Source organism: Okeania hirsuta, from assembly GCF_003838195.1.
GTDB lineage: Bacteria > Cyanobacteriota > Cyanobacteriia > Cyanobacteriales > Microcoleaceae > Okeania > Okeania hirsuta.
The window spans coordinates 1-25,014 of the sequence record NZ_RCBY01000005.1; the positions used below are offsets into that span (position 1 = coordinate 1).

Below are 25,014 nucleotides of genomic sequence, written 5' to 3' on the forward strand. Positions count from 1 at the left end.
CACAAAAAATTAAGGATAAATATCCATAAATTAAGGTAGTATAAGAATGAATTTTGCCAATAATCAAAGACTTACGCCAGTTTAAATCAACTGACTAAATTGACTTAACATGAGCATATTTTACAATTGCCCAAAATAGATGAGAAAACCTCAGGTTAAAGTCGCCTCTTCTTTGGTCAATACATAAATTCATTTCTATTTCCCTGGCTAGCTACTATATTTTATTTTCAAATGATCTAAAATTCATAGCAGTTTGGACTTAATGAAGTACATAGTTCTTAGATGTTCAGCGAATTGCTTAACTAGGATTAAGATTAAGCTGTACTAAATTAGCTACCAATATGCTATACATTATTAAACATGAAATTGGGTCAGAAGAGAAGAGACGTTGAATATGAGTTCTGATTGCTGGTTGGATGAAGCATTAATTATGCTTGGGGTGCTTAAGAAAAAAAACTATTATTTTTGTTGTCCTTGGTTAAAAGTGGCCATATTAGTATTAATCAATTCAATAAATTAGAAATTTTCTCAGCTAGCTTCTACAACTTGACGCATTGAGAAAAAACCTGAGTTTACTTGTTGGCCATAACTTTCCTCTTCTGATTAGAATTAGTTCTGATACCAAGGGTGAAATTAAGAATTTTATTAATAATTAAGAGTGATTGAAAAATTTTACACATAATATTTCTTTAACTAATACCAGCTTGAAAAAAGAATGTTATAAATACAGCAAAGCTATGCTATTAAATTATTTTAAGATCTATAAGATCTATTTGACTAAAAGAATAGATTTGATTGCTCCTGACTACTAAAAACACCTTAAGTGTTTTCAGACTGTCCGTCTCCATCATATGCCTTCCCTATTGCCAGATGAGCTGTTGCCTTTAACTAATACTAAATCAAATCATAAATAGTGTTCCACGTAATTTGTGTTGTGCTTCAATTGCCCCAAACAAAGACTTAAAGTTACCTGCACCAAAGCCATTATAATTGTTGCGTTGCATAAACTCAAAAAATAAAGTAGGACGAGCTTGCAACGGGCGAGTAGAAATTTGCAGAATGTAACCTTTTTCATCGAAATCAATGACTATATCTAACTCCTGCATAACATCTACAGAAACCGATAGCTTCCTCATCTTTGAAAGCTCTAGGCAGAGAAACACTCTTTGCTCCTTGTGAAATTGCATATTCATAAGTTGCTTGAGCATTTTCTACACTAAAAGCTACATCATAAACTGCATCGCCATATTGGGTTAAAAACTGATTGATTTTTGTCTCTCCTGGGTTTAACGGAGATGTAAGAACAAGGGTGACTTGACCTGCATGCAAAACGTGGGAAGTGTATTCACGATCGCCAGTTTCCAAACCCTTATAGGCAATTGGTTGGAAACCCATGTGTGTTTAGTAATAAAATGCTGCTTGATAAGCGTTACAGACCCAGATTTCGACATGATGGAATCCATTATAACCTCCAAAGGTTGGTCTAGAGTTTGTCTCTTGGTATTTGACACCAGCATCTAGACCAACCAGGTTATCTTAGATTTATGGAGTAATTTGCTTGAGGCATATAAAGAATTCTTAATAATTAAATGTATACTTTTTTTATTAAAACAAATTTAATATATAATTGTCAACTACTCATAAAAACCTGGCAAAATCTTTCCATTTTCTGAATAGTTTTGGTAGTAGGACTTATGTCAATTATTAAAAATTTTGCTATACTTAAATTTCATATTTATAAATACTATTTATTTACTTAATTTGATTGTTTACTAATCTCTGTTATTTTGACAAAAAATAAGGTCTTAAACCTCATTTCAAGGCTCTGGTTTCAGCGGTCGGTACTGATAATACCATTTCTCAAAAACCTTTCTACTCTACATTTTATGGGTAAATCTCAATTTTGAATAAAGCCAAAATTTTATTGCTTTTAGGCAACAGGCAATAGGGAATAGGGAATATATAGGAAAAAAGTATTTTGCAAATATGAGATGCACCCCATTTTATTGAGTAGGGGAGTAGAGGAGTGAGGGAGAAGTAAGTATAATAATAATTAATATTAACTTGGCTGCTAATTACCAAAAAGGTTCCATGCGCCCTTTTTAATTACTTAATAACTGAAGTGTTACCTCAGTTAAGCATTAATGCATGGGAATTTGTATAACTGATAACTGATAATTGAAATGATGACCTTCTCAGGGTAGCATGATTTTTGATAAATTTTACTATACAAAATAGTGCAATTGAATAGACTCAAATTTAGACAGGAAAGATTTTTTAGGCAAAGAAGGTATCAATCAATGAATGGCCATAGTTTCAGATTCTTTTAATTTTAGGGCTTACGCAGTACAATCTATTTTTGTCATTGCGACTGATAGGATTTGCGGAGTATTCCGGAACGGAAAGCAATCTGAAATTCTAGTTTTTCGTACCTCATCTGTAAGTTCTGAATTTAATATCTTTAAAAATACATAAAAACTCTGAAATTATTATTCCTGTTCCCTAATTCAAAAATATTTTATTCACAACCCAAATATTACGGGTATATGGAAAAAACGATTTTAAATAACCGTTATCGCATTATCAAAACGTTAGCAAGTGGAGGATTTGGCGAAACATTTATTGCCCAAGATACTCAAATACCCTCCGGTCGTCTATGCGTGATTAAACAACTTAAACCCATAGTAAATAATCCTCAAATTTATCAAATCGTACAAGACAGATTTCAAAGAGAAGCAGCAATTTTAGAATAACTAGGGGAAAAAAATCATCAGATTACTCGATTATACGCATACTTTACAGAAAACGGAAAATTTTATCTAGGACAAGAATGGGTAGATGGATTTGAAATGTCATTTTCTGTAAATAATTCCCAAGGGATAAGTTACAAACCTTGACATTGGCGGTTCATAAAATTATCTTCAGCAACAGCGGCATTTGCTAATGCTAAAAAATCTAAATTTTAAAATTTTTCAGTATCCTTAATCATCCTGAATTTCAAGTATCAAATTAATGCCAGATTGGTCAATAATCCTGCGAAAACAGGTATTAAATTAATCTAATTTACTGTCTTGTTTCCCCATCATAACTAATGGCCTTGAAATTAATTTCCCAGCCATAGTTGAAAATTTAGCACTATTTATAGTAAAGTCCTGAAAACCAATAAAATTATTACTACTGCCATGACACAGCTAAAATAGTTCATTATTATAGAGTCCGCCATTACGGCTAAAATATTAAGCTGTGAAAAGTATTTAACAATCCGTCGCCAGGCACCATTTTAGCTGTCTCAGTCCACTACTTATATTTCTTATTATTCAAATGCACGCAGAAAAGTTACCACCCCAAACATTTCATCGAGTCCGTCCACCATATCGGGTAGCCAAGCGACGTCCAGTAAAAATACGTCGGCTAGTTAAAACTAAAAATACAAAACTAATATTACCCCAGTTAAAATATAAAAATATCCTCATATTAGTCGCCATATTAATGACCGCGAGCTGGGTTATTACCCTACCTTTCAGAGGTCGCACAGCTTCACAGACCCCTCAACCTACTCCTCAAACTTCAGTATCACCTACTCTCGTACCACCCTATGTACGCCCAGTTCCTCAACAAACTCCAGAAGACTTAGGATTTGCCTACAATGTTCGTAGACAACCCCCTCTACGTTATAATCCTCAACTACAGGAAATAGTTGATGAATTGGTTAAAATTTCTGAAGAAAAAGGGCTACCAACAGAACCTTTATCTATTAGTTTAATAGATGTTAGAAGCCAAGATGTTCATACATTTGCTGGATATCAAAGCCAAGAAGTGAGGTATCCTGCTAGTGTATCTAAATTATTTTGGATGGCTGCATTTTATGGGGCAGTAAAAAAAGGTTTAATTGAAGATGAATCTAAGTTTCATGAAGACTTGAGAGCAATGATGCAGAAATCTCATAACGATTCTGCTAGTAAAATTTTAGATGCAATTACTGATACTAAATCGGGGAGTAAATTAGAAGGGAAAGATTTAGAAAAGTGGTTAGACAAAAGAAAATCCGTTAACAATTTTTTTCATAAAGCAGGTTATAAAAATTTAATAGTTAGTACAAAAAATTATCCTCGATATTCTCCTAGTCAAGAAGGTCCAGTCGGTCGCGATCGCCAACTCAGGAAGAAAGATGGTAAGTTTCTCAGAAATTTGATTTCAACCGATCATGCAGCAAGACTAATCTATGAAATATATACCAGGCAGGCAGTTTCACGGCAATATAGTACAAGAATGGCTTATTTGTTAACCAGAGATTTAAGACCCGAAGCATGGCAAAATGACCCCTACAATGGAATCAAAGGTTTTCTCGGAGAATCTTTACCTAGCAAAATTTATTTCGGTTCTAAAGTTGGTTTCACTAGCAAACATCGTATGGATGTAGCATTTGTGAGAACTTTGGATGATAAGGCTATTTATATTCTGGCGATCTTTGCAGAAGATATTGCTTATGCCAGAGATGAGGAAATATTCCCCAAACTGTCTCGTCATGTTTACGATCGCATGATGGCATTGAATGGACAATAGACATCTCCAGCAAAAGAGGGAGTAGGGAGTAGGTAGCAGGGAGCAGGGAGCAGGCAGAAAGAATTGATGAATAACAGTGGAATGATTGATTTTATTTTTTCCGGACTTACCCATAACCACTACAGATAGTAGGGGTTAACGGCCGTTGACCCCTACAAATGGTGTATATTTTTGTATGCGTGCGTAATATCATGTCCGTTTATATCGTTTGTGTAAACCCAAGGGTGAATATCTACAGGAAATGATGGTTTTTTCTTGCGAGGGTAGCCTTCTTCCCTCTTCCTTCTTCCTTCTTCCTTCTTCCTTACCTTTGCTATACAAGACCGATGCTACCGGACATGATATAAGTCCTGTTTTTATTATTGGAGATGTCTAATTTATAGCGGTTTTCATTAACAGAGAATACAGCTATCAAGTTTGTAACTTATCAAACTTCAAACATACTTATATTTTTCTGTAGTCTACCTTTGTGAAAACCGCTATAAGTAAGCTAATTTGTCTCATTGTATACAGATGCAATGACGTCATTTCAGTTAGCCTCCTGTGCTTGGAGCTACGCTAACAGTTAGCCTTCTAAGGTCAGAACTACGCTAGCCTCTTATCAGAGGAATTGCGGACTTCAGTGCCGATCGTTGAAGCCTGATGCTTGAAAATACTGAACTAACTATCAGCTTTTAGCGCTGAAACGCTTCAGCTTTTAGTAGCTCTGGGTAAAAATCCCCGGCTTCCGATAAGTCTAATGGCCTTCAGAGGAATTGAAATCTCCTTTCCGTTCCGCAATCATCCGCAAACGAGGGTGTCTCAAAAAAAATCTGCTTGATTGCTGATTACTGACCGCTGACTGCTTCTTTAATGTTTGGTGATTGATAGGGAGATAAGGAGATAGCATATATGGCTAAATTTATCTGAATATATATATAATTTTATGTTACATTTTATAAAAAAATCTAATAATAAAAGTTATAGTTAATATCATATTACTTACTTTTTTTCAAGTATAAAAACTTGTAATAACTGACTCTAATAAAAAAATCTCACTATTGATTTTTAATTATTTAGTTTTACTTATAATACCTTGTCAAAAGTAGGTATGTTAAACTATAAATCTAGAAAGTAACTTACCCAAAAGCACAAAAAATCCACGAATCGGTAAAAGTGAGAATCGGGGAGTTAATTTCTAGAAGAATTTAAAAAAATTAAGAGGTATTATGAGCCAAAAGGTTATACACCAGATGGAAAAATTTCAGCGTCAGGTGAATTCCCTCGTAGAATCTAATATAATCAAGCCAACAGATAGTATCTGGAAAATAGCCCTACTTTTTGGGGATAAGTGGCCTTATTGGAAAAAGCAACTTCAAGACTTTGATTTTTCTATGCAAGATCCAATAGGTGAAATTTTGGTTGTAGAGGTGTGGGAAGAAGATTAGTCTAATTTCCTAATCAAATAAGACTGATGAGGGTGAATAATTCTGGAGTTTAAGCGATAGAAATTGGTAGAATGTAGTCGATTAGCCCCAACATCTAGGCAATAAGACTGAAAGTATAGAATAATTAGGCGATCGCACTACAAAATCAAACAAAAATAAAACAAAACTTTTTGGTTTCTAAGGCTGTAATCAGGAAACTAAATTGATACCAAAGCAATTTTAAAACTAATAACTAAATAACTGAATACAGGTTTATTAGGATTTATTAGAAAAAAAATCTGCTAGTTGTTTAATGTCAGAACGACTCATCTCAAGTTAAGTTCATCATAAACTTTCGGTAAGTGGGAAACTAGTAAGTTGCTTCCTAGGTCTGAGCTACGCTATCAACGGCTGGATGGAAACTAGGGTAATGATTTTAACCATTAATCATGCACATTGCAAATTTTGAATATTTTTGCTATAATGTGAGGAATAAAAAGCAACCTGAATGGGTTTACCCCGGACAAACTAGAGGAATCCTTACTTATGTCATTAAGGGTTACATTTGAAGTGACTTTAGTATGGCAAGTTTGTGACTCTTAAAAATCCACGCGGATAGATCCCGCGGAGTTTCAATCCCATGAACATAATTGCTCACTTTTAAGCGCGTACCATGTGGTTGAGTACAACTTTAGCTTGTCAACTTACCAAACAAACTCAGTCAATTCTTTGAGCTTAACTCTGAGTCGGTTCATTGAGTAAACATCTAAATACATTTGTTTTTTTTCAGAAGTTTTTTTGTAATATAGCACTACACAAATAGATTAGGGCAATTATAAATACTCAAACGAGCGTCAGGGATTGCTTCTGACTTGTACGTAGCGCTATATCTCTACCAATAACTCAAAAACCCTTATACATAGTGAGATTGAGATATTCCAATATTGATGATGTGCTTCAAAGGCAATCTTTTAAAGCATCTGCTAGCTCTAGAGCAGTTTGATAGCGATCGCCAGGCAATGGTTGGGTAACTTTTTCAATTACCTTTCTTAGTTGTGGTGTAATAGTGGGAACATTTTCCACATAAAACCGATAACCATTACCACGATTATCATAGAAGTGCATCGGACTTTGAGCAGTCAACAAAAAGATCGAAGTTGCACCCACTGCATATAGATCGGATTGAGTCAAAGGTTGCCCGCGGTCTTGTTCGGGGGCACTGTAACCTTCTGCGCCGATCCGCGTACCCAAAGGCGTGCCAATCTCTTTGACTGCCCCAAAATCTAGAACTATTATCTGATTATCGCGACGACGCACTAGAAGATTAGCAGGTTTAATATCCCGGTGAATCAGTGGAGGATCTTGTGAGTGAATATATTCTAGAACCTCGCAAGTCTGAATCATCCACTCAGTTGCCTGTTTTGGTAACACCGGTCCTTGTAAAGAAATACGTTTTTCCAAATCCTGACCGTGAATCATCTCCATAGCCAAATATTTTTTGTCTTCTTCAACAAAAAAGTCAAAAAACTTAGGAATTCCTGAATGATTTAATGATTTCAAAGCTCTAGCTTCTCGTTCAAATAATTCTTGAGCTTTGCGGATCTGAGCCATATCAGCATTCATTTCTTTTAAGACCACCAAAGCAGCAGCAGGAGAAGCGCCTACCTGTAAGTTATTGCGATCACGATCCCAAGCTAAATAGGTAGTACCCATGCCACCTTGACCCAATATTCGTAACACCTGATACTGACGGATGCTGCGTTCAACTGTAATAGGTTTTCCACAATAAATACAAAATAAGTTTCCTGGTGGGTTATCACTAGATCGAGAACAACATTGTTGAGGAGCATTAGCAACAGATGGAACTTGAATCTGAAACTTTAAAATAGGGCCACCTCTGGCTAACTGAATCAGGAAACCATCAGAAATAATTCCCTGAGACATCAACACTCCATTCACAAAAGTTCCATTTGTACCTTGACTGACTAATCGCCAAATATTTCCAGATTGGGACTTTGGTATTTTGTGTAGCTCCAGATGATATCGTGAAACTAAACTATCAGATAAAACAACCTGATTATCAGGAGAGCGACCAATCTTAATTATTGATTCACTCTGAAAGTCCCAATTTTTTAAAGGAGTATTTTTTTGAGGGTCTAGGAGGGTTAACCTAATCACAATCTATGTTTGAACTTCAAGTTTTTTGTATAGCGCTACGTGCTAGGGAATAGGAAATAGGGAATAGGGAATAGTAAACTGTTAAAGGGTTTTCGGTGCGGAATCCGTCAGGAAACAGGGTTTAGAAATGTCTTAACCTTAATGCGTAGCACTATAAAAGCATAACTTATATAGCGATCCGCGCAAGATAAAAGTCGAAAGTCAAAAATCAAAAGTTAAAAGTTAAAAGTTAAAAGTTAAAAGTTAAAAGTTAAAAGTAATCCCTAACTTAGTTTGAGCCTTTATAAATGTCCGCCCCCTTTGTTTCGACTGCTATACCAATTCACTTAAAAAATGTCACAAATAGTTGGTTATTTCAGTTATCAGTTATCAGTACCTCTAGCTGTTTGCGCAGCATTCCGTAGGAAAGCACAAGGCTTGACATAAGGAATATTATCTTTTTTTATCCCTTTAATAAGGGGAGGCTTTAGACCGAATTTTTCGGTAACTGATGAAGTAAACTAATAAGCTGAAATTACTGTATAATAAAGGTTTTAATTAATTAAAATATCACTTTTGACTTCTGACTTTTGACTAAGCGTGAAACGGTATTGCTAATTTTTTTGTGGCTTCACTAAAGCACGAATCACAATTGCTGTAATATTATCATGACCATTATACTGATTTGCCAAATCAATTAACTGGTTTACACCCAACTCTAAATTAGCTTGTTTGTTTAAAAGAGGTTCCAGGAGATTTTTCCAATTATTTTCCAGAAAATCATTATCTGTTAAACCATCAGATGCCAGGATTATTAGACTATCCTCATCAAGCTCGAAAAATTGCACATCAGGTCTGACAAAATTTTCATCTCGCGGTCCTAAAGCTTGAGTTAGTTGATAAGCATCTGGGCGACCATAAGCTATTTCTGGTTCAACTCCACGATTAATTTCTCTTTGCCCTACTTCATGGTCTAGAGTGATCTGCTCTAACCCTCCCTGACGAGAGAGGCGATACAAACGACTATCACCCACATGAGCTACAGCTACTTTTGTATCGTAAACCATTGCCATTACTAAAGTAGTACCCATCCGACTACTGCCAGAGCGGACTTCTTGTTGATTAATATCGTAGATTACCTTATTTGCCTGTATAATTGCTTCGCGAATTATTTCTTCAGAGGGCAAACCTACAGACCAACTACTTTCCACTTTAAAGTATTGTTTAATAGTGTCTACTGCTACTTGACTCGCTATTTCTCCGCTAGCGTGCCCTCCCATACCATCGCAGAGCACATAAAGTCCTTTAGCTTGAATAATTCTTTCTGTAGGTGTTTCTTGGTTTTCTATCTGAGTTTGAATTCCAAAAGAGTCTTCATTATGGTCTCTTTGACTACCTACATCACTTTTTCCGGAACTTTCCAAATTTACCAACTGTATCGGCAAAAGTTCAGTGTTTTGAGTTTCTATATCTTCTACTTTCTGCGGGGAAGCATCATCAGTTTGCAAAATTGTAGTTCCTGATGTAGGAGGTGGTTGGGGTTGTAAATTATCTTCAGTAGTCATTAGATATGATCGCAATTTTTCAATAGTTTGTATTTTACCATCCCGCCAATCTTGCATTAAAGCTGTTACCCAACCAAACTGTGTCCGTTGAGATTGCTCAAATAACGATTGCCAGAATTTCATTAAATCTTGGAGATTTTCACTCTCGCCAGGTTTTGAGTACAGACGTTGCAATTTGATATAATTATTGTCTGTTTGACTTACCCGCAAATTTTCATATTCCAGTATACTTTGGCAACAATGCCATGGTGCTAGAGCTACCCAAAGTTCGGTCATTTGTTGCAACCAGGATAGAATTTGTAGTTGGGAAAGGTTTTCGCTTCCCCAAAGGTTTACTAATAATGGCAAACTACTGTAGTCTGCCACAAGTAATATTTCTTCGTTTTGCGACTGCCAACTATCTTGAACAGTAGGAAAGTGTTGAGGTAGTTGGGTATATAATGTTAAATATGGTTGAGCAATTGCGGGAAAAATCAAAGCTTCTATCTCCGTTGCTTCTCCCTGTTGGTTTGAGGTAGGGAATTGACTTTCTTGATTTTGGTAACCCGATAATTCATTCTCTTGAGAGCTAGAAGTGGGCGGTCTAAAATTACCGGAGTTATTTCGCAACCAAGCTTTGAGGGGGGTTTGTTCTAGTGGGTTACAGTCTAGTACTTGCACTACTACTGTTTCACCTTGGTTTGTTGGTGTTATAGTTTCCAATAGTTGGTAGCGCTGTTGGGGATCTAAATATTTTTCTGATGCAGTGGAGGAATTTTCTAGATCGTCATTTGGATTTGAGGATAATTTATTCTCTGTGTTTGCTGCTTCAGACATTGGACTGAGAATGTCTGCGGTAATTGATTCAGAATTATCTAACTCCTCTAATTTTTGGCATCGATCGTCAACTTCAGTTATTGTTTCTGGTAAAGTATCTTCTGATTCTACTTCGGCAGCAGGTTGTAGATCGATTTCTATTTTTGGCTCCAAAGGTTCGGAGGATTCTAAAATCTCTTCGGGTTCTTCTGTAATGACATCTGCTGCTGACTCCGCCGAATCTTTGGCCAGGGGACTTGCTCCGCTGATTACTTCTTCTTGTCCCATTTCCTTGAGATTAATTTCAGGTGAGTTGGGGAGGAGAGCTTCTGCTTGAGTAATTATAATTGCCTTCCAGACTTGAGCTATATCAGCACCACAGTTGTGACATTGTCGAACGCTCAAGTACACTTGTGTTCCACATTGATGACAATTTTTGTGGGTTAGGGATGTACCACATTTTTCACAGAATTTATTCTGGTTCGGGTTTTCAAACTCACATTCGGGACAGATGAGCATAATAGGGGGTTAATTCAACAATTAATAATGAATAATGAATAATTAGGGTTTGCTGAAAAAGTCTTTTAGTAGGGGGAGGAGACAGGAGACAGGAGACAACCCACCCCTCGCCCCTCCCCCTCCCAGGAGGGGAGAAATGGGAATGAGCGAGGAGGTAGTCGGAAAATTGTCCCAAGATTGTTCTGCCCAACTATGTGCCTAAAATACGCTCCATGCATGAGCATCAAGAGCTGAAAACCAGGCACTTTTTTCAAACCCAAAAAGGCTAAAATCTTTATATGTCAATGCTTTTAGATTTAATCAGCAAGCCCTAATTAATAATTAATAATTACCTCTCCTTGAAAAAAAGAGGATTGACTAATAATGAAAATTTTCTTTATTATCCCCTTAAGAGGCTATGCTTTATAAACATCTTTCTTAACATAAAAATTGACAAAATATACGAGTTATGTATTGGTATTGGGGCGACTTTTTTAGGAGAAAAGTGTATTGAAAAATACATTTTTTTGAGAACTGTAGATAAATTTTTTGCCCCCACACTCCCCCCATCTCCCCATCTCCCCATCTCCCCATCTCCCCATCTCCCCATCTCCCCATCTCCCCATCTCCACATCTAATGTGTGTCAGTCCACTATTGCAGGATGGCAGAAATAACTAACCAGTTACAAAATCCTAAGAGCTTTACCAATCAATACTTTTGACTGTCTTGAGTGTGTCTTACATTCTGAGGTCCCCTCAGAATTACACACTCGCTTTTGACTTTTGAGTTTTGACTTCCGCTGACTTTTGACTTCCGCGTAGCGGCACTAAAAGGGAATAGAGATCGTAGTATCTTCTAAGATTGTCTGAGCTGCGATCGCTTCTATTGTTTTTAATGGTACTTCACAGAAGTATTTTTGCCGAAATTGTTCTTCTGATATTGCTGCTAGGAATTTTCCGATTATTTGGGATTGAGTTTCTGATTTTTGGTTTTTGATTTGATTTTGAGTTATGTAAAATGCTTGGTCTTTATACTTGACATTAAAACATAAATATTGTAATACTTGAAAACCTAATTTGAGAGTAGTATCACCAATACCTAATTTTTTTAGGAGTTGATAACGGGTGACAGGTTTAGCTGTACGACTGAGATATTTAGAAATACCCAAAAGTTGTTGCCAGATATCTGTCGGAGGGACAATAGGAGGTTGTGAGTAGGCGATCGCTAATTTCTTTTGTTGATTTATTGCTCGCCGAAACCAGACTCGTAAATCGTTCCAGCTAGTGGGACATTCTTTGAGAAGAATAAAATCTTTTTGGCTATTAATTCTTATTTCTTCTAGATTACCGATTCTCTGACTATTACGCCAGTCCCAAATCCAATCTACAAGATTTGATGTTTTTAACTGGGTATTTTGGAGCGATGGTTGTACGGCAATAAGTCTAACTTCATAACGTTTTTTATAGGCATTGAAGTCTAACTCTACCAAAGCATCACATTTTTCTTCAGGAATTTCATCTTTATAATGACCCCACCAAACACCAGGGAACCCTTCCTCCCCAGACTCATCCCAAATTTCAAAATCTGTTTTGATATATTGAACTTTTTTTCCGTTTAAATCTTTTTGATTTCTGTGCCAAACATTACTAAACCTACAATTTTGGACTAAAAGTTTAGGAACAGGGTTGCCCATTCCACAGGGTTCTAAAAGTTTAAGTTCTTGAAATAAATCTCTACCCAACTCAGAGACAGTCACAATTAAATCTACTTCTATTGTTGAAGTCTGGTTAACGGTCGTTCCTAATGTTTGTCCTAATAATTGATTAATAGCATCTGTAAATATGGGGATATTTTCTACTGGCAAGCTTAGGCCAGCAGCAAAAGGATGGCCTCCAAACCTATGTAATAAATGTTCTTGATTTTTAACTAACTGGTATAGGTCTATTTGACCAAAGGAACGAGCGGAACCACGAGCTAATAATGGTTCCTCAGAGTTTTTGACCGCCTCAGTTTCCTCGGTCAACAAAATAGTGGGACGGTTGTATTCTTGAGCTATTTGACCTGCTACTAATCCTAACACACCTACAGGCCATTGAGGGTCTGTGAGAACTATGACGTTAGTGGTAGAAAGGTCTAGTTTGGTCAATTTTTGGGTAACGTCTCGAACTACTTCTTTTTGTAGGGATTTGCGCCTAGAGTTGGCCAGTTCGGTTTCTATGGCGAGTTTTTGACAATTTTGGGGGTCACGACTGGTGAGTAATTCTACACAAAAGCTGGCATCTCCGATGATTCTACTTACAGCGTTAATTCGAGGTCCAATACCAAAGGAAATATCTGTGGGGCGATCGCCTGTTTTTTTACATAATTCTAATAGTTTGGCGACTCCTGGTCTGGTGGTTTTGTGGAGTTGTGTACTTAATTTTTCAATTCCTATTTGTGCTAAATATCGACTTTCTTCTGTTAGTTGAACTAGATCGGCAATTAAACCAATGGCTACTAAATCTAATAATTCTTTTAAGGGTAGTTTAGGTATTTCTGGATGAGTTAAATAAAGTGCTTCTATTAATTTATAAGCTACTCCAACTCCGGAGAGATTATATAGGGGATGAGAGGGGGATAAATAACGAGGATTAATAATAGCTAATAAGGGCGGACGTTGAGGGGGTAGAGTGTGATGGTCGGTGACAATTATGTCTATTCCCTGGTTATTTGCATATTCTATTTCGGCAATATTTGTACTACCTGTATCGCAGGTAATTATTAAGCTATAATTTTTTTTTGCTAACTGTTCAATTCCAGGAATATTTAAACCATGAGATTCTGTAAATCTGTTAGGAATGTAATAAGTTAATTGATGATTTTTCTGAAAAAAATCTCCTAATCCATCCCAAAGTACAGATGTTGAGGTAATACCATCAGCATCAAAGTCTCCCCAGATAGCAATTTTTTCTTGATTGTTTTTAGCATCAATAATTCTTTCTATAGCTTTGTTAATTTCGATGCCAAATTCAAAGGGATTAGTGGGTTGATATTGTTTTGGGTCTAAAAAACCTGCTAATTTTTGAGTATCTTTAATTCCACGGTGCCATAATAATTGTGGTAGATATTTTATTGATAATTTTGGTGCATAATTTTTGATAATCTCAACAAATGAATTTGGCGGATTATCGGAGGCATAAATTTGCCAATAATTTCTGGTTTCAGACATCTTTAATAAATTTAATTTATCGTCACTATACTGCCGTTCTTTGTCAGGTATTAGGTGGTAGGTTTTAGGTGTTAGATTTTATATAGAATCTGGTTATAAAGTATATGTTTATAATTCTATCCACACTTCAATATTCAATATTAAATCAGACCATCTCCCCATCTCCCCACCTCTGCCAACTATATAATAAGTATTCAACCAGATTTAATATTAGGTGGTAGGTTTTAGGTAGTAGATGAAAAAAATTCATCTAATATCAAGTCTCATTAATTAGCCATAATAAAAATGTTCTTCTCTTAAGAGGGAATATTTTTTCAGTCCGAATGCTGGGTAAACAAATTTCTCCTTCTTCCCTACTCTCTACTCCCTACTCCCTAAATTTTTTATTGGGGTTATTTAAATAGACATGATATAAATACTTGTATGAAATAGATCCAGGGTCATTTCATTCTAGATTTTGGCAATTAATTTATTGCTTTTCAGACAGGGAAAGATAAATTCCCTAAATATTGAAATAATGTTGTTTAGTCAATACATAAAATGGCACAGTTTAGAATGAAACAACTCTAGAAATAGCCCTGATATTTGTTACAGATATTGGTTGATGGGAAGATGGCATAATTACTTGTATTTAATATAAAATTGCTCTTTTATTATCTTGCTCAACTTTAATTTTTTGTGAAGTAACTTTAGCGTTATTTTATTTTTCGTATTTCATCTTAGTACTGAAAAATCTGGGTAAAAAAACACTATTTTTACATGAAAATTGTGGTCTAAAGCCTCTATTTTAAGGAGATAAAAAGCGGTCGTTAGCGCAGCTTCCCGAAGGGTGGGATGACGGATTATCGTCGCCATCTCCAATCGAGAAAGAGAATAAAAAAAATACTTCGGGTCAATCCTCTTCTTTTCAAGGAGAGATAATAATTAATAATTATTAATTATTAATTATTAATTATTAATTGTTGAATACCTTCTTCAATAAAATAATTCTTCGTCGATAAATTGTTCTTTGATAAAAGGAACTTTGACAGTAAATATTGAACCTTTATTAACTTCACTCACTACACCAATATCCCCACCCATCATTTTACAAAAGTGACGACTAATAACTAAACCCAAACCAGTACCTCCATATTTCCGTGTAGTTGAATTATCAGCTTGAGTAAATGGTTTAAATAAAACATTCATTTGATTTTCTGATATACCTATACCAGTATCAGCAACACTTAAAATCAACATTTTCTTAGGGGTCAATTCCTCACTTTGAACAGTACAATATTCATCATTGCTAATAATTTTAACCTTCAAACTAATGTTGCCATTTTCTGTAAACTTCGCTGCATTGCTCAGAAGATTTAAAATCACTTGGCGCATTTTATTAGGGTCAGCTACTATTAATTCCTGATGATCTTCGCAGATAATTTCTAATGTATTACTATTTTGCTCAATTAATGGTTGAATAGTAGCTACGACATTTTCAATTAATGCCATTATCTTGAAACTTTCCAAGTGGACATCCATTTTACCTGCTTCAATTTTTGAAAGGTCGAGAATATCATTTATTATTGTTAATAAATGTCTTCCCGCAGTATGAATATTATCAAGGTCGTGAACAAAGTCTTCATAACCTAAATCCCGAGCATCTTCTAATAAAATTTCACTATAGCCAATAATCGCGTTTAATGGTGTTCGTAATTCATGACTCATATTTGCTAGAAACACACTTTTTGCTCGGTTTGCTGCTTGTGCTTCATCTTTTTCTTGTTTTAAACGTTTATTTTCTTTGAGTTGTCTAACATTTTCTAATGTTTTTTTGATCGTAATTTCTAAATCTTCAAAATCTATAGGTTTAGTCAAGAAATCAAAAGCACCTCTATTCATTGCCGACCTAATTTTTTCCATATCGTCATAAGCAGAAATAATTACTGCTTTAATATCAGGATATTTATCTTGAATATTATCTAATAAAGTTAATCCATCCATTAAAGGCATATTAATATCAGTTAATACGATATCTATCTTCAATTCTTCTGACAATATTTCTAATGCTTCTACACCATTTCTAGCAAAAATAAACTCTAGTTCTTTTTGTTTGATTTTTTTTCTAAAGTTACGGACGATCAGCGATTCAAAATCAGGCTCATCATCTACAACAAGTATTTTTGATGACATAATATTTTAACTAATAAGCCGATTACTTTTAAATTTATAAATTACTGATAATAAATAATCATAAATATTATCAAGCTTCTTATGCAGGTGGAGTGAAGTATCTTATACATCGAATGATACTTTTTGTGTTGACTTAAGGTGAACTACAAAGGAGTAAACTTTAACTATTACTCTCTGTTCAAGCCCTTTTTCCTAAAGTCCCAAATTTTCACCCAATCTCTCATTCAATTGACAAAAGCTGCAATAAGTTACAATGAGTATGACTTAGGTATCACTTACACACAAACTTTTTGATTTTGAGATAATAATAAAGTCTTTTTTTTCTATTAAATGTTAAACTTCTCCAGAAGCATTGCTTTCTTTTTTACTTATTTTATACCAAATTCAAAATTAGAGCTATACAGGGAGTGTCTGACTAAATATAGTAATAACTATTATATTTTACCAAAAAATAATTTCTATAGTGACTGGAGCAATTTTTAAGCTCATACTAAATCCTGTTTATAAAGCATCCTTTGATGTAGATGGAGAGACAAGTTGTAGGGGAGATGAGGAGAGGTTTGAATCTTACATCCTATAAAATGTTTTTAATAACCGGATTTGGTATTATTTCTATGGAATTGTACCTAGAATTTAATTCAATAATTTTCAGCTAAATTGATATTTCTGGAATACTATCTATACTTAATATTAAGTCAGCAGAAGCAAATGTAGACTGAACATCTACTTCTTTGTCCTGAACTTCTAAAAAATTCTGACAGCGAGTAGTAAATTGACAAGAATGACAATGTTCAATCTTCTGAACTTGAGGAAATTCTTCACCCTTTTCCTGATAATTTTTTAACCAATCATTTAATCGATATAATATTTGCTTTAAATCTCGCTCAGTTTTTTTGTGTGCCTGTTGATTATAAGAAAATTTTAGTTTAGCAGGTAACTTTTGACTTTTTGGTTCGATAAACCAATAGGTCATCGAAACTGCATCTGGCAAATATTTGCTAGTTTCAACTAGAGTGTAAAGATATAAGCGTGTTTGCCAATTTTGAGCTAACTTTGTTTGATTTTGAGGAAAGCTATAAGTTTTCCAATCAAAAATTTGTGCTTGTTGAATATCGGCAATCAATAAATCATAAATAACCGTCAATATATAATCATTAAAATTAATACTAAGACTATGTTCAGCTTGACGTAAAATTATATTATCTTGAGTTTCAGGATTTAATATTTCTGGTGCTGCTTGAAAAAAAATTTCAAAACAGTACTGCATTTCTTGATTTTCTAACATTAAAGATTCTATTGGTAATCCTAGTTCTCTTTGCTGCATTAATAAGTGAAACTGACTACCCCAATTTAGTCTTTCTTGTTGTGCTGGTGTTGTTGGTACGCTCAGATTATCAAGATAGAGATGTTGAAATTTACGGGGGCAAGTTGTAAGTAGATTCAGGTGTTGTTGAGAGAGTCTATATTTTGCCATTAGTAATATTATGTCCGGTTGAATAGTTATAGGAAGGAGTCAGAAGTCAGGAGTTAGAAATTAGGAATTAGGAAGAAAGAATAGAAAGTTTTCAGGTATAAAGAGGAGAAAGTTTTTTTGTCATTAGACATAGGCGTGAAAAAGATATAGACTTTTTGCGCATAGTAGGCAACAGCTCCGAAAGGCAACAGGGAAGAGATTTTTAGGAAAAAGGTACGAAAAATGATTTAGGGAAGTGAATTTTACAACTCTAGCTGATGTTAAAAAAAGGGCAAGTTTATTTTCTGGAGATATAGTCATTCTGAATAAGACTGGAACACTTTTTTAGCTGAAACTCTTTCAAGGTAAGAAACCCTTGTCTCAATCTTAACTGGAATGACTATATCTATTAATTATCTGGAAATGATATAGGGTTTCTCAGTAAGAGTGAGGTACACTCTTATCTTTACTTAACTATTGCCTGTTGCCTATTGCCAGATGAGCTGTTGCCTAAAAGACATCTCCAATAATCAAAAATCAAATCAATTATCATACATAAATCATCAATTATTTCCCCCTACTCCCTACTCCCTATTCCCTATTTTCTGGAGATGTCTAAAACAAACGAATTTTGTACCTCACGCTTCTTGGTAATTGCTATATCAACTAGTGCAGGATAGCGGAAATAACTGACCAGTTACAAAATCCTAAAACAATTACAAATCAAAAATGATTGACTTTTAAATACTAGACTTTTAACTTCCGCGTAGTGGCACTAGCTATCAGCTTTTAGAACTCTGGGTCAAAGTCCCCTGCAACTGTTGCCCAGGATTGTTTAGGAGGGGTTGAAATCCCCTGATAAACTTTAGAAAAATGATCTTGCTGAGTGCTGAGTGCTGATCGCTTTTTTAATTATTATTATGTTTACTTCTACCCCACTCCCCCACTCCCCTGCTCAAGATATGGGTTGAAAAGTTTTTGAGAAATGGAATAAGTCCCACTAACTTCTTTGTCAATCAGGAAAAAAATCCAGATACAAGTATGAGCATTATTTATAATTACTATTATTTTGACTTATTTAAACTTGTCTATGTCTTGGATAAGTAGCTACAAATACTCAAATAATTAAAATTTATCAAAAATTAAATTAAACATTAGTTATTTAAAATCAAATTAGCAAAATTAGTTCAACATCCCTTTTTAGGGTGTAATTTAGGGCAAAAAAAGAAGCGATAGCGCAGCTAAACGTAGTTATCGCACCTCTATTTCCTACCCCTCTAGAAAAAGCTGAAAATCTTGATAGATAAACAATACAGCCTTGATTGCTCAAAAGTAAAATTTAGTGTATTTTGGAATTAAGAATTTGGCTCTGCCTAGAAGCTAAATAAAATGATTTGATTGCAATATGATTTCTGTTTTGTCGATCTACTTCGATTTAATGCAGAGATAAAATGCTGGAATATTCCAAGATTTTTTCCTACTCTCATCCTTCCTTTCTCCTTTCTCCCAATTACTATAGCTCTACGCGCGACTCACAACTCATATTAAATCCGTTGGCTTCGGAGTAATATAGGCCTTACCGATCAAATATCAAAGCATTGACAAATAAAGGTTTTAGCCTTTTTAGAAGGAAAAAAAGTGCAACTTTTTCAGCTTGAGCAACCAAAAAGTTAGGATAAAAGGCAGAATAATTGCAAAAAAATCAAGGGATAAATATATCCGACTACCTCCTCTAAATTTCCCATTCCTCCTGACTTCTGACTCGGTCCTCCTGACTACTACCCCTACCAAAAGACTTTTTCAGCAAACCCTAATATAATTCTGTCGATCATCATACAATGCGTAGGGGCGAATGGCCACTTGCTAACGTACAAGCTCTCTGCTTTATATGTTGCGGAGCAAAACGCCCCTACAATATAGACTCTTATCTTAATAATATTGAATAACCCTGATGCTACCGTATTTGATATCAGGACTCAGAAAGCACGAAGTAATCCCTTAGTATAATTTTTGTCAACTCAAGGGTGAATATCTACAGGAAATTTAAGTTTTTTCTTGCTCTTAAGCCTTCTTCCCTCTTCCCTCTTCCTTCTTCCTTACCTTGTAATCCCTTAGTATAATTTTTGTCAACTCAAGGGTGAATATCTACAGGAAATTTAAGTTTTTTTCTTGCTCTTAAGCCTTCTTCCCTCTTCCCTCTTCCCTCTTCCTTACCTTTCTACATTTCTTAGTTATTTCTTCCTGTTTCTTCTCTATTATTGTTTCTGCCGAGTTTAGCATCTTGAAAAGAATTACCAAGACCCTGAAAAATACCTCTCCCAATTAAACCAATACCACGTCCAACTACTTGAGTGAGTAAATACACAATTCCACTACCAATAAAAGAAACAGTTGCACGAACACCAGGAGCTATTGCATCACGAGTTTCTAGAAGTAATGTTACGGTAAGTGGAATACCTGAAAGTTTTGCTAATTCATGTCTGCGGGGTGAATAAATAGCCATTTTTTTAATGCCAGTTTCATTCAAAACAAACAAAGAAAAATTACTCTCAAAAATCGCTTTTGGTTCCCCTACATATTCTTCTATACGATATCTCCAAGATAAACTATTACGGAATTTTTCAATATCTCGTGTTGATAATAACTGCCGACTATAAAAATCTTCTTTAATTTCTTCAACATCGGCAAAATTATTTAGTAAAGGGTACATCACAGCATTAGCAATTGAAATTAATAAATTTTGCAATAGAGCTTCAGAAAATTGCATAGCTTCAGGAGTACCTACAGCACAAGATTTATTATCGACTACTAAAGGAACTTCAAATAATAAATACGCTATTAATTCTTCAACTAAAGGAATCTTATTCAGAATAAAATTATGCACATTCTCTACATCATTTAATAAGACTGGTATCACTTCTACTCTAATTTTTTCTGCAAAAGAATTGAGTGTCATTGTTCTACTACTTATTTCTACTTGATAGTATTTACTAAAAAAAACTTGGGTTGTAACTTCCCACAATTTGCTGACAATCTCATTTCTTTTTTGTGGTATTTCTTCCCGCAAAATAGGAGTAATACGCAGTTCATCAAGAATATCTTCAAATTTACATAAAGCTATACATATTAGTTCTTGCTTCTTAGTAGTTCGCAAGATATCAGTTTCCATTGGTAATCTACTAAGATTAATTAAATTAGAATTTAATTTAGCGATTGTTACTTCAAATAATGCTGTTTTTATATTTATTTCTTCAGTAGGAGTCGGAGAAATAACTTCTGAATTTTTTATTGGTACAAGAGGATTAAAAGAACTAGGTAATAGTTGATTAATAATCCACCTAGCTGTTAGCAATTCTCGACGTTGCCCAGAGTTAATTGCTACATTAAAAAGTACAGAAGTTAAATTCTTTCGGTCTAATTTTTTTACACTTTCATCTAGTTGAGAATTAATTTTTGCAAGAGACAAATCTATCTGTTTTAGTCCCGACTTGCAAACATTGTAACGAAGAGTTTTGAAAAAGTTTGCTGCTTGAACTTTTAGATTTGAAGTTGTCACTTTGCCATAATTTTCTGGCACATCTAGAGAACTATTTTCCCAATAATACTCACCATTTGCAACTTTTTGAATAATAGTTACTAACTCAGAAATACTGATTCCTTTAGGGCAGTATCCATTAACACCTAATTCTTGCATTAAAATTAATAATGCACTTTCTTGTAAGGATGTTAATAATAAGATTGGTAATTGAGGATATGAAGTTTTTAGCTGTTGACAAAATTCAATTCCAGAGATGTTTAAATCTTGTGTAGTTTTAGCAGACAAATTCTGGGTATCTATGTCTAAAATTATTACAAATTTCTTTTCTTGTGTTATCAAATTTTCAATAACTTTTATCGCTTCTGCTCCTACCTCTGCTTCACCTAATATTTCTATGTCTGAAAACTGCTCGCAGGAAAATTTTAACCCCATCCGAAAGATAGGATCGTTATCAATGAGCAGCAATTGTAATGCTGATTCTCCATTCATAAATTGATTTGGAATTGAGATATTTAAGGGCACTACTGCCGCTATGCGGAAGTTAAAAGTCATGCATTTAAAAGTCAATCATTTTTGATTTGGAATTGTTTGAGGATTTTGTAACTGGTCAGTTATTTCCGCCATCCTGCACTACTAAGTAAAATTATGACTTTTAGTAGTCAGTATAAATATAAATACTAGACTTGTCGCTTTATAACTTAAAAATTCCCCAAAAACCTTGTTCTGTAAGGATTGTAGTTATTGGATGGCAAAAATGCTGGGAATTATTGCTCTGTCTAGGTTAGAGTGATTTTTTCCCTTTATTTAGCGACAACTCTACTAAAAGCCCCCTTGCCTGATACTAGATATAATCTTTAGAGATAAAATTATCTCTATTTTTGTTGATTTAAATGAATCTTGATTAACTTTCTACTCCAGAGTTCATACTTTGTTCAGCAAAGCCGACTTAAAAAGATATTTCTACACATACCAGAACTTACACATTTAGGCTAGATAAAATTTTCTCTGCTTCTGCTTCCCCTCTAGCGGAAACTCTTTTTTTGAGTTTAAATGTCTAACTGATAAATATTGATTGGCTGATTATTCTTGCAGTAAATATGCATCTGAACTTGAAGCTGGTGCTGGAGCTGGTGCTGGAGCTGGTGCTGGTGAATAAGCCCTCTGTGGAGCTGGTGAATAATATTGTGGACTAGGTGCTGGTGAATAATATTGCGGACTAGGTGCTGGTGAATAATATTGCGGACTAGGTGCTGGTGAATAATATTGCGGACTAGGTGCTGGTGAATAATATTGCGGACTAGGTGCTGGTGAATAATATTGCGGACTAGGTGCTGGTGAATAATATTGCGGACTAGGCGCTGGAGCTGGTTGGTACTGTCGCCGTCTGCGAGCTTCTTCCGCCTGTTGTTCTGCCCATATAGCATCTCGTTCAGATGCCCATTTAGAGATAGCACCTTGAGCTTCATAATAGAGAGCGCGACCATAGCCAATTTGATAAGCTGTATTAATCGCAGCAGTAAGACGGCCTTGCTCGGCTAGACCATAAGCTTGATTGAGAATTGGCCTGTCTTGGGCAATTTGTAGCTCTGTACTCCACTTATAAATTTCATCCTGAGCTTCTTCGTACAAAGCACGACCACTTTCTATTTCATACGCCACATCAATAGCTTGTCCAAGCTTTCCTTCTTTTGCTAAGACTCTAGCTTCTGCTAATAATGGTGAATCTTCAATAATTTGTACTCGTTTATTCCACTCAGCTATTAGAGTCTGAGCTTGTATTCTCAAGGGACGCTCCAAAGCAACATAACTAGCTTGTTTAATCGCTGAATTATAACTATCGACAGTTTCTTGTTTCGCTAACTGTTTCGCTAAGAGGACATAAGGTTGGTCTTCTATCTTCAGAAGGTCTTTGCGCCATTTAGCAATTAAAGTTTGGGCCTGAATTCGCTTTGGTTGTTCTAGGCCCACCATTTTAGCTTGGTCTATAGCTAACTTTAATGTTGCAGGTTGACCCACACTGGCGATCGCTTTAGCTAGCTGAATATGAGCTAGGTCATCTAACTGTTTTTGCAGCCGTTGAATTTGAGTTTGGGCTTGTTGATAATAGGGACTATTGGAAGTAATTTGAGCTGCTGCGGCTTTTCCTTCTACTAGGACTACTATATTACCCACTTGAGAGCCTTCTATAGATTGATTCCATGTTGCTGCTTTAGCATGGCCGAGTAAAATTAACTCTTTGCCCTCTTTTTTCAGTTTATAGTCTGAAGGAATGTATTCAATGGCCGCAATTGCTCCTTTGAGATCTTTTTCTTCTATACGTTTAGTTGCTATTTCGATTAAACTACGACTCCACTTTTGAATATCTTCTTCCGCTCTGTCTCGAATGTAGAGGTTTTGGTCTATTTTTCTGGCCAGAGCGATCGCTTCTCCATACTCATTTGCTGTTTCCTCATAAATTAGATAGCGAGCATCTTTTAAGATTTGCCAACCTTTTTTTTCCAAGGCTATGCGCTCTAATATTTCTCTAAATTTAATACTTTGCCAGTGAACATTATCTAGTTTTGACATTGCTAGGGAGTAAGCGGAGGCTTTTTTCCAGTCTATAGCTTTGATGGCTTTTTCAGCCTCCTCATAAAGAGATTGACCTTCTGCCCATTGTTTTTTCCAACCTGCTACTGCCTCTTCTACCCTAGAATAAGCTGGACTGCTTTTAGGAATTTTCGCTACTGTATCTAGAGCTGCTTGTAAGTTACCCTCTCTAATTTTTTGATTAGCAACAGAAATAATTAATTTTGTCCATTCTCCTGTCATTTGCTGACCTAGTTGATAGAGAGGATGTTCTTCTGGCCAATTTTCTACTAACGCCAGAGCTGTTTCCAACTGTTCTAGGTTCCGTGACTCAGCAGCTTTGTGGGCACAATATAGTCGTTCTCCATCTGCTGATAATGGAGAAATTTGTTGGCAGTTTGGTTGGGGTGGGTTAACCAGTAACCATAGAAGTGCTGCACCACCTGTTATTCCAAAGCCTGCTGCAACACTCCACCATATTAGCTGCCATCCCCAATAAGTTTTTGGTTTTCTATTTGGTTTTGGAGCTGTTGATATTTGGGAATTTTTTTCTGGTTTAACTTCTGAGGTATTGTTTAGCTCTCGATCTAAAGTTTGTGAGGTATAAGTAATAGGATCTGCTAATTCTTTTTTGATTAGGGAACTACTACTATAGCCATTTTCTCCATTTTTAGAATAGTTATGGGAAACCGCCAATTTTTTTTGTTGGGAAATATTTTCTGATGACATAGTAAAGTTTACTGTGCTAATTGTACTAACTGTTAAGTAGGTTAAGATTATTTTTTCAACTAATATTATATTTAGGTTTTTTCATTACCTAGAATGTTTTTCATCCCTCCGAAGGAAAATTTTAACTTTAGGCTTGAGCTTGACCTAGAAATATTAAATATTAAAGGTTTCTTAGCTCAAGCTAACATATAGTATCGAAAATTTTATTGTATATATATCTTATATATTTCAGCACATTGACTAAATTTTTCATTTAACCTAACCTCAGCCAAAAGTCTTGATTTTAGTAAATTTATTTAATCTTTTATCTGGGCATTTTCTTAACTATTGGATAACCTGAAAATAATTTAGGTGAGTAGCT

At 35.1% G+C, this 25,014-nt stretch carries 13 protein-coding genes and 1 pseudogene; 4 read left to right on the forward strand and 10 right to left on the reverse strand.

The genetic code is table 11. The features are described from left to right. Nucleotides 1–899 precede the first annotated feature (899 nt). Together D5R40_RS01545 and D5R40_RS01550 are read right to left on the reverse strand one after the other, a co-directional pair. Nucleotides 900–1,106, reverse strand: a complete 207-nt coding sequence (locus D5R40_RS01545; RefSeq protein WP_161564332.1) for a hypothetical protein — start codon at nt 1,104–1,106, stop codon at nt 900–902. Beyond that, nucleotides 1,081–1,395, reverse strand: a complete 315-nt coding sequence (locus tag D5R40_RS01550; RefSeq protein ID WP_124143295.1) for a VOC family protein — start codon at nt 1,393–1,395, stop codon at nt 1,081–1,083. The genes D5R40_RS01545 and D5R40_RS01550 overlap by 26 nt, the downstream gene beginning before the upstream one ends. A gap of 1,151 nt (nt 1,396–2,546) precedes the next feature. Here D5R40_RS01550 and D5R40_RS38970 point away from each other — a divergent pair. Further along, nucleotides 2,547–2,843 (forward strand): annotated as a pseudogene (locus D5R40_RS38970) (serine/threonine-protein kinase); the annotation flags it as partial. A gap of 478 nt (nt 2,844–3,321) precedes the next feature. Next, complete coding sequence (locus D5R40_RS01560; protein WP_124143296.1) at nt 3,322–4,563, forward strand: serine hydrolase; 1,242 nt, start codon at nt 3,322–3,324, stop codon at nt 4,561–4,563. 189 nt (nt 4,564–4,752) lie between these two features. On the opposite strand, the gene D5R40_RS40665 is transcribed toward D5R40_RS01560, so the two are convergent. Next, nucleotides 4,753–4,884 (reverse strand): hypothetical protein, encoded by a 132-nt coding sequence (locus D5R40_RS40665; RefSeq protein ID WP_282433599.1) that lies wholly within the window; start codon nt 4,882–4,884, stop codon nt 4,753–4,755. Between the two features lie 887 nt (nt 4,885–5,771). On the opposite strand from D5R40_RS40665, the gene D5R40_RS01565 reads away from it, so the two are divergent. After that, the gene (locus D5R40_RS01565) at nt 5,772–5,990 is read left to right on the forward strand and encodes a DUF4327 family protein (protein WP_124144506.1); all 219 of its coding nucleotides are present in this window, start codon (nt 5,772–5,774) and stop codon (nt 5,988–5,990) included. A 936-nt stretch (nt 5,991–6,926) separates the two neighbouring features. Here the strand turns inward: D5R40_RS01565 and D5R40_RS01570 are convergent. Both D5R40_RS01570 and D5R40_RS01575 read right to left on the reverse strand, forming a co-directional pair. Beyond that, nucleotides 6,927–8,147: an FHA domain-containing serine/threonine-protein kinase gene (locus D5R40_RS01570; protein ID WP_124144505.1), complete on the reverse strand. Its 1,221-nt coding sequence runs from the start codon at nt 8,145–8,147 to the stop codon at nt 6,927–6,929. Between the two features lie 593 nt (nt 8,148–8,740). Then, nucleotides 8,741–11,005, reverse strand: a complete 2,265-nt coding sequence (locus D5R40_RS01575; RefSeq protein WP_124144504.1) for a serine/threonine phosphatase — start codon at nt 11,003–11,005, stop codon at nt 8,741–8,743. Nucleotides 11,006–11,054: 49 nt separating this feature from the next. Between D5R40_RS01575 and D5R40_RS34365 the strand changes: the two genes are divergently transcribed. Beyond that, nucleotides 11,055–11,207 carry a hypothetical protein gene (locus D5R40_RS34365; protein ID WP_161564905.1) on the forward strand — a complete coding sequence of 51 codons (153 nt, stop codon included), beginning with the start codon at nt 11,055–11,057 and terminating at the stop codon, nt 11,205–11,207. Between the two features lie 604 nt (nt 11,208–11,811). Here D5R40_RS34365 and recJ read toward each other — a convergent pair. The 5 genes from recJ to D5R40_RS01605 form a co-directional block, all read right to left on the reverse strand. After that, nucleotides 11,812–14,193 carry a single-stranded-DNA-specific exonuclease RecJ gene (recJ, locus tag D5R40_RS01585; RefSeq protein WP_124144503.1) on the reverse strand — a complete coding sequence of 794 codons (2,382 nt, stop codon included), beginning with the start codon at nt 14,191–14,193 and terminating at the stop codon, nt 11,812–11,814. Nucleotides 14,194–15,168: 975 nt separating this feature from the next. Continuing rightward, nucleotides 15,169–16,365, reverse strand: coding sequence for an ATP-binding response regulator (locus tag D5R40_RS01590; RefSeq protein WP_240041528.1), 1,197 nt, complete (start codon nt 16,363–16,365; stop codon nt 15,169–15,171). Nucleotides 16,366–17,017: 652 nt separating this feature from the next. Continuing rightward, on the reverse strand, nt 17,018–17,839 hold the full coding sequence (locus D5R40_RS01595; RefSeq protein ID WP_124154163.1) for a PD-(D/E)XK nuclease family protein: 822 nt from the start codon (nt 17,837–17,839) through the stop codon (nt 17,018–17,020). Nucleotides 17,840–20,045: 2,206 nt separating this feature from the next. Beyond that, the gene (locus tag D5R40_RS01600) at nt 20,046–21,845 is read right to left on the reverse strand and encodes a DUF3685 domain-containing protein (protein WP_161564906.1); all 1,800 of its coding nucleotides are present in this window, start codon (nt 21,843–21,845) and stop codon (nt 20,046–20,048) included. A gap of 591 nt (nt 21,846–22,436) precedes the next feature. Further along, complete coding sequence (locus tag D5R40_RS01605; protein ID WP_124154165.1) at nt 22,437–24,653, reverse strand: DUF3824 domain-containing protein; 2,217 nt, start codon at nt 24,651–24,653, stop codon at nt 22,437–22,439. Between the last annotated feature and the right edge of the window lie 361 nt (nt 24,654–25,014).

Coding starts and splice junctions, on each gene's coding strand:
- D5R40_RS01545 (WP_161564332.1), bottom strand. CDS start 1,106: ATGCAGGAGTTAGATATAGTCATTGATTTCGATGAAAAAGGTTACATT.
- D5R40_RS01550 (WP_124143295.1), bottom strand. CDS start 1,395: ATGGGTTTCCAACCAATTGCCTATAAGGGTTTGGAAACTGGCGATCGT.
- D5R40_RS01560 (WP_124143296.1), top strand. CDS start 3,322: ATGCACGCAGAAAAGTTACCACCCCAAACATTTCATCGAGTCCGTCCA.
- D5R40_RS01565 (WP_124144506.1), top strand. CDS start 5,772: ATGAGCCAAAAGGTTATACACCAGATGGAAAAATTTCAGCGTCAGGTG.
- D5R40_RS01575 (WP_124144504.1), bottom strand. CDS start 11,005: ATGCTCATCTGTCCCGAATGTGAGTTTGAAAACCCGAACCAGAATAAA.
- recJ (WP_124144503.1), bottom strand. CDS start 14,193: ATGTCTGAAACCAGAAATTATTGGCAAATTTATGCCTCCGATAATCCG.
- D5R40_RS01590 (WP_240041528.1), bottom strand. CDS start 16,365: ATGTCATCAAAAATACTTGTTGTAGATGATGAGCCTGATTTTGAATCG.
- D5R40_RS01595 (WP_124154163.1), bottom strand. CDS start 17,839: ATGGCAAAATATAGACTCTCTCAACAACACCTGAATCTACTTACAACT.
- D5R40_RS01600 (WP_161564906.1), bottom strand. CDS start 21,845: ATGAATGGAGAATCAGCATTACAATTGCTGCTCATTGATAACGATCCT.
- D5R40_RS01605 (WP_124154165.1), bottom strand. CDS start 24,653: ATGTCATCAGAAAATATTTCCCAACAAAAAAAATTGGCGGTTTCCCAT.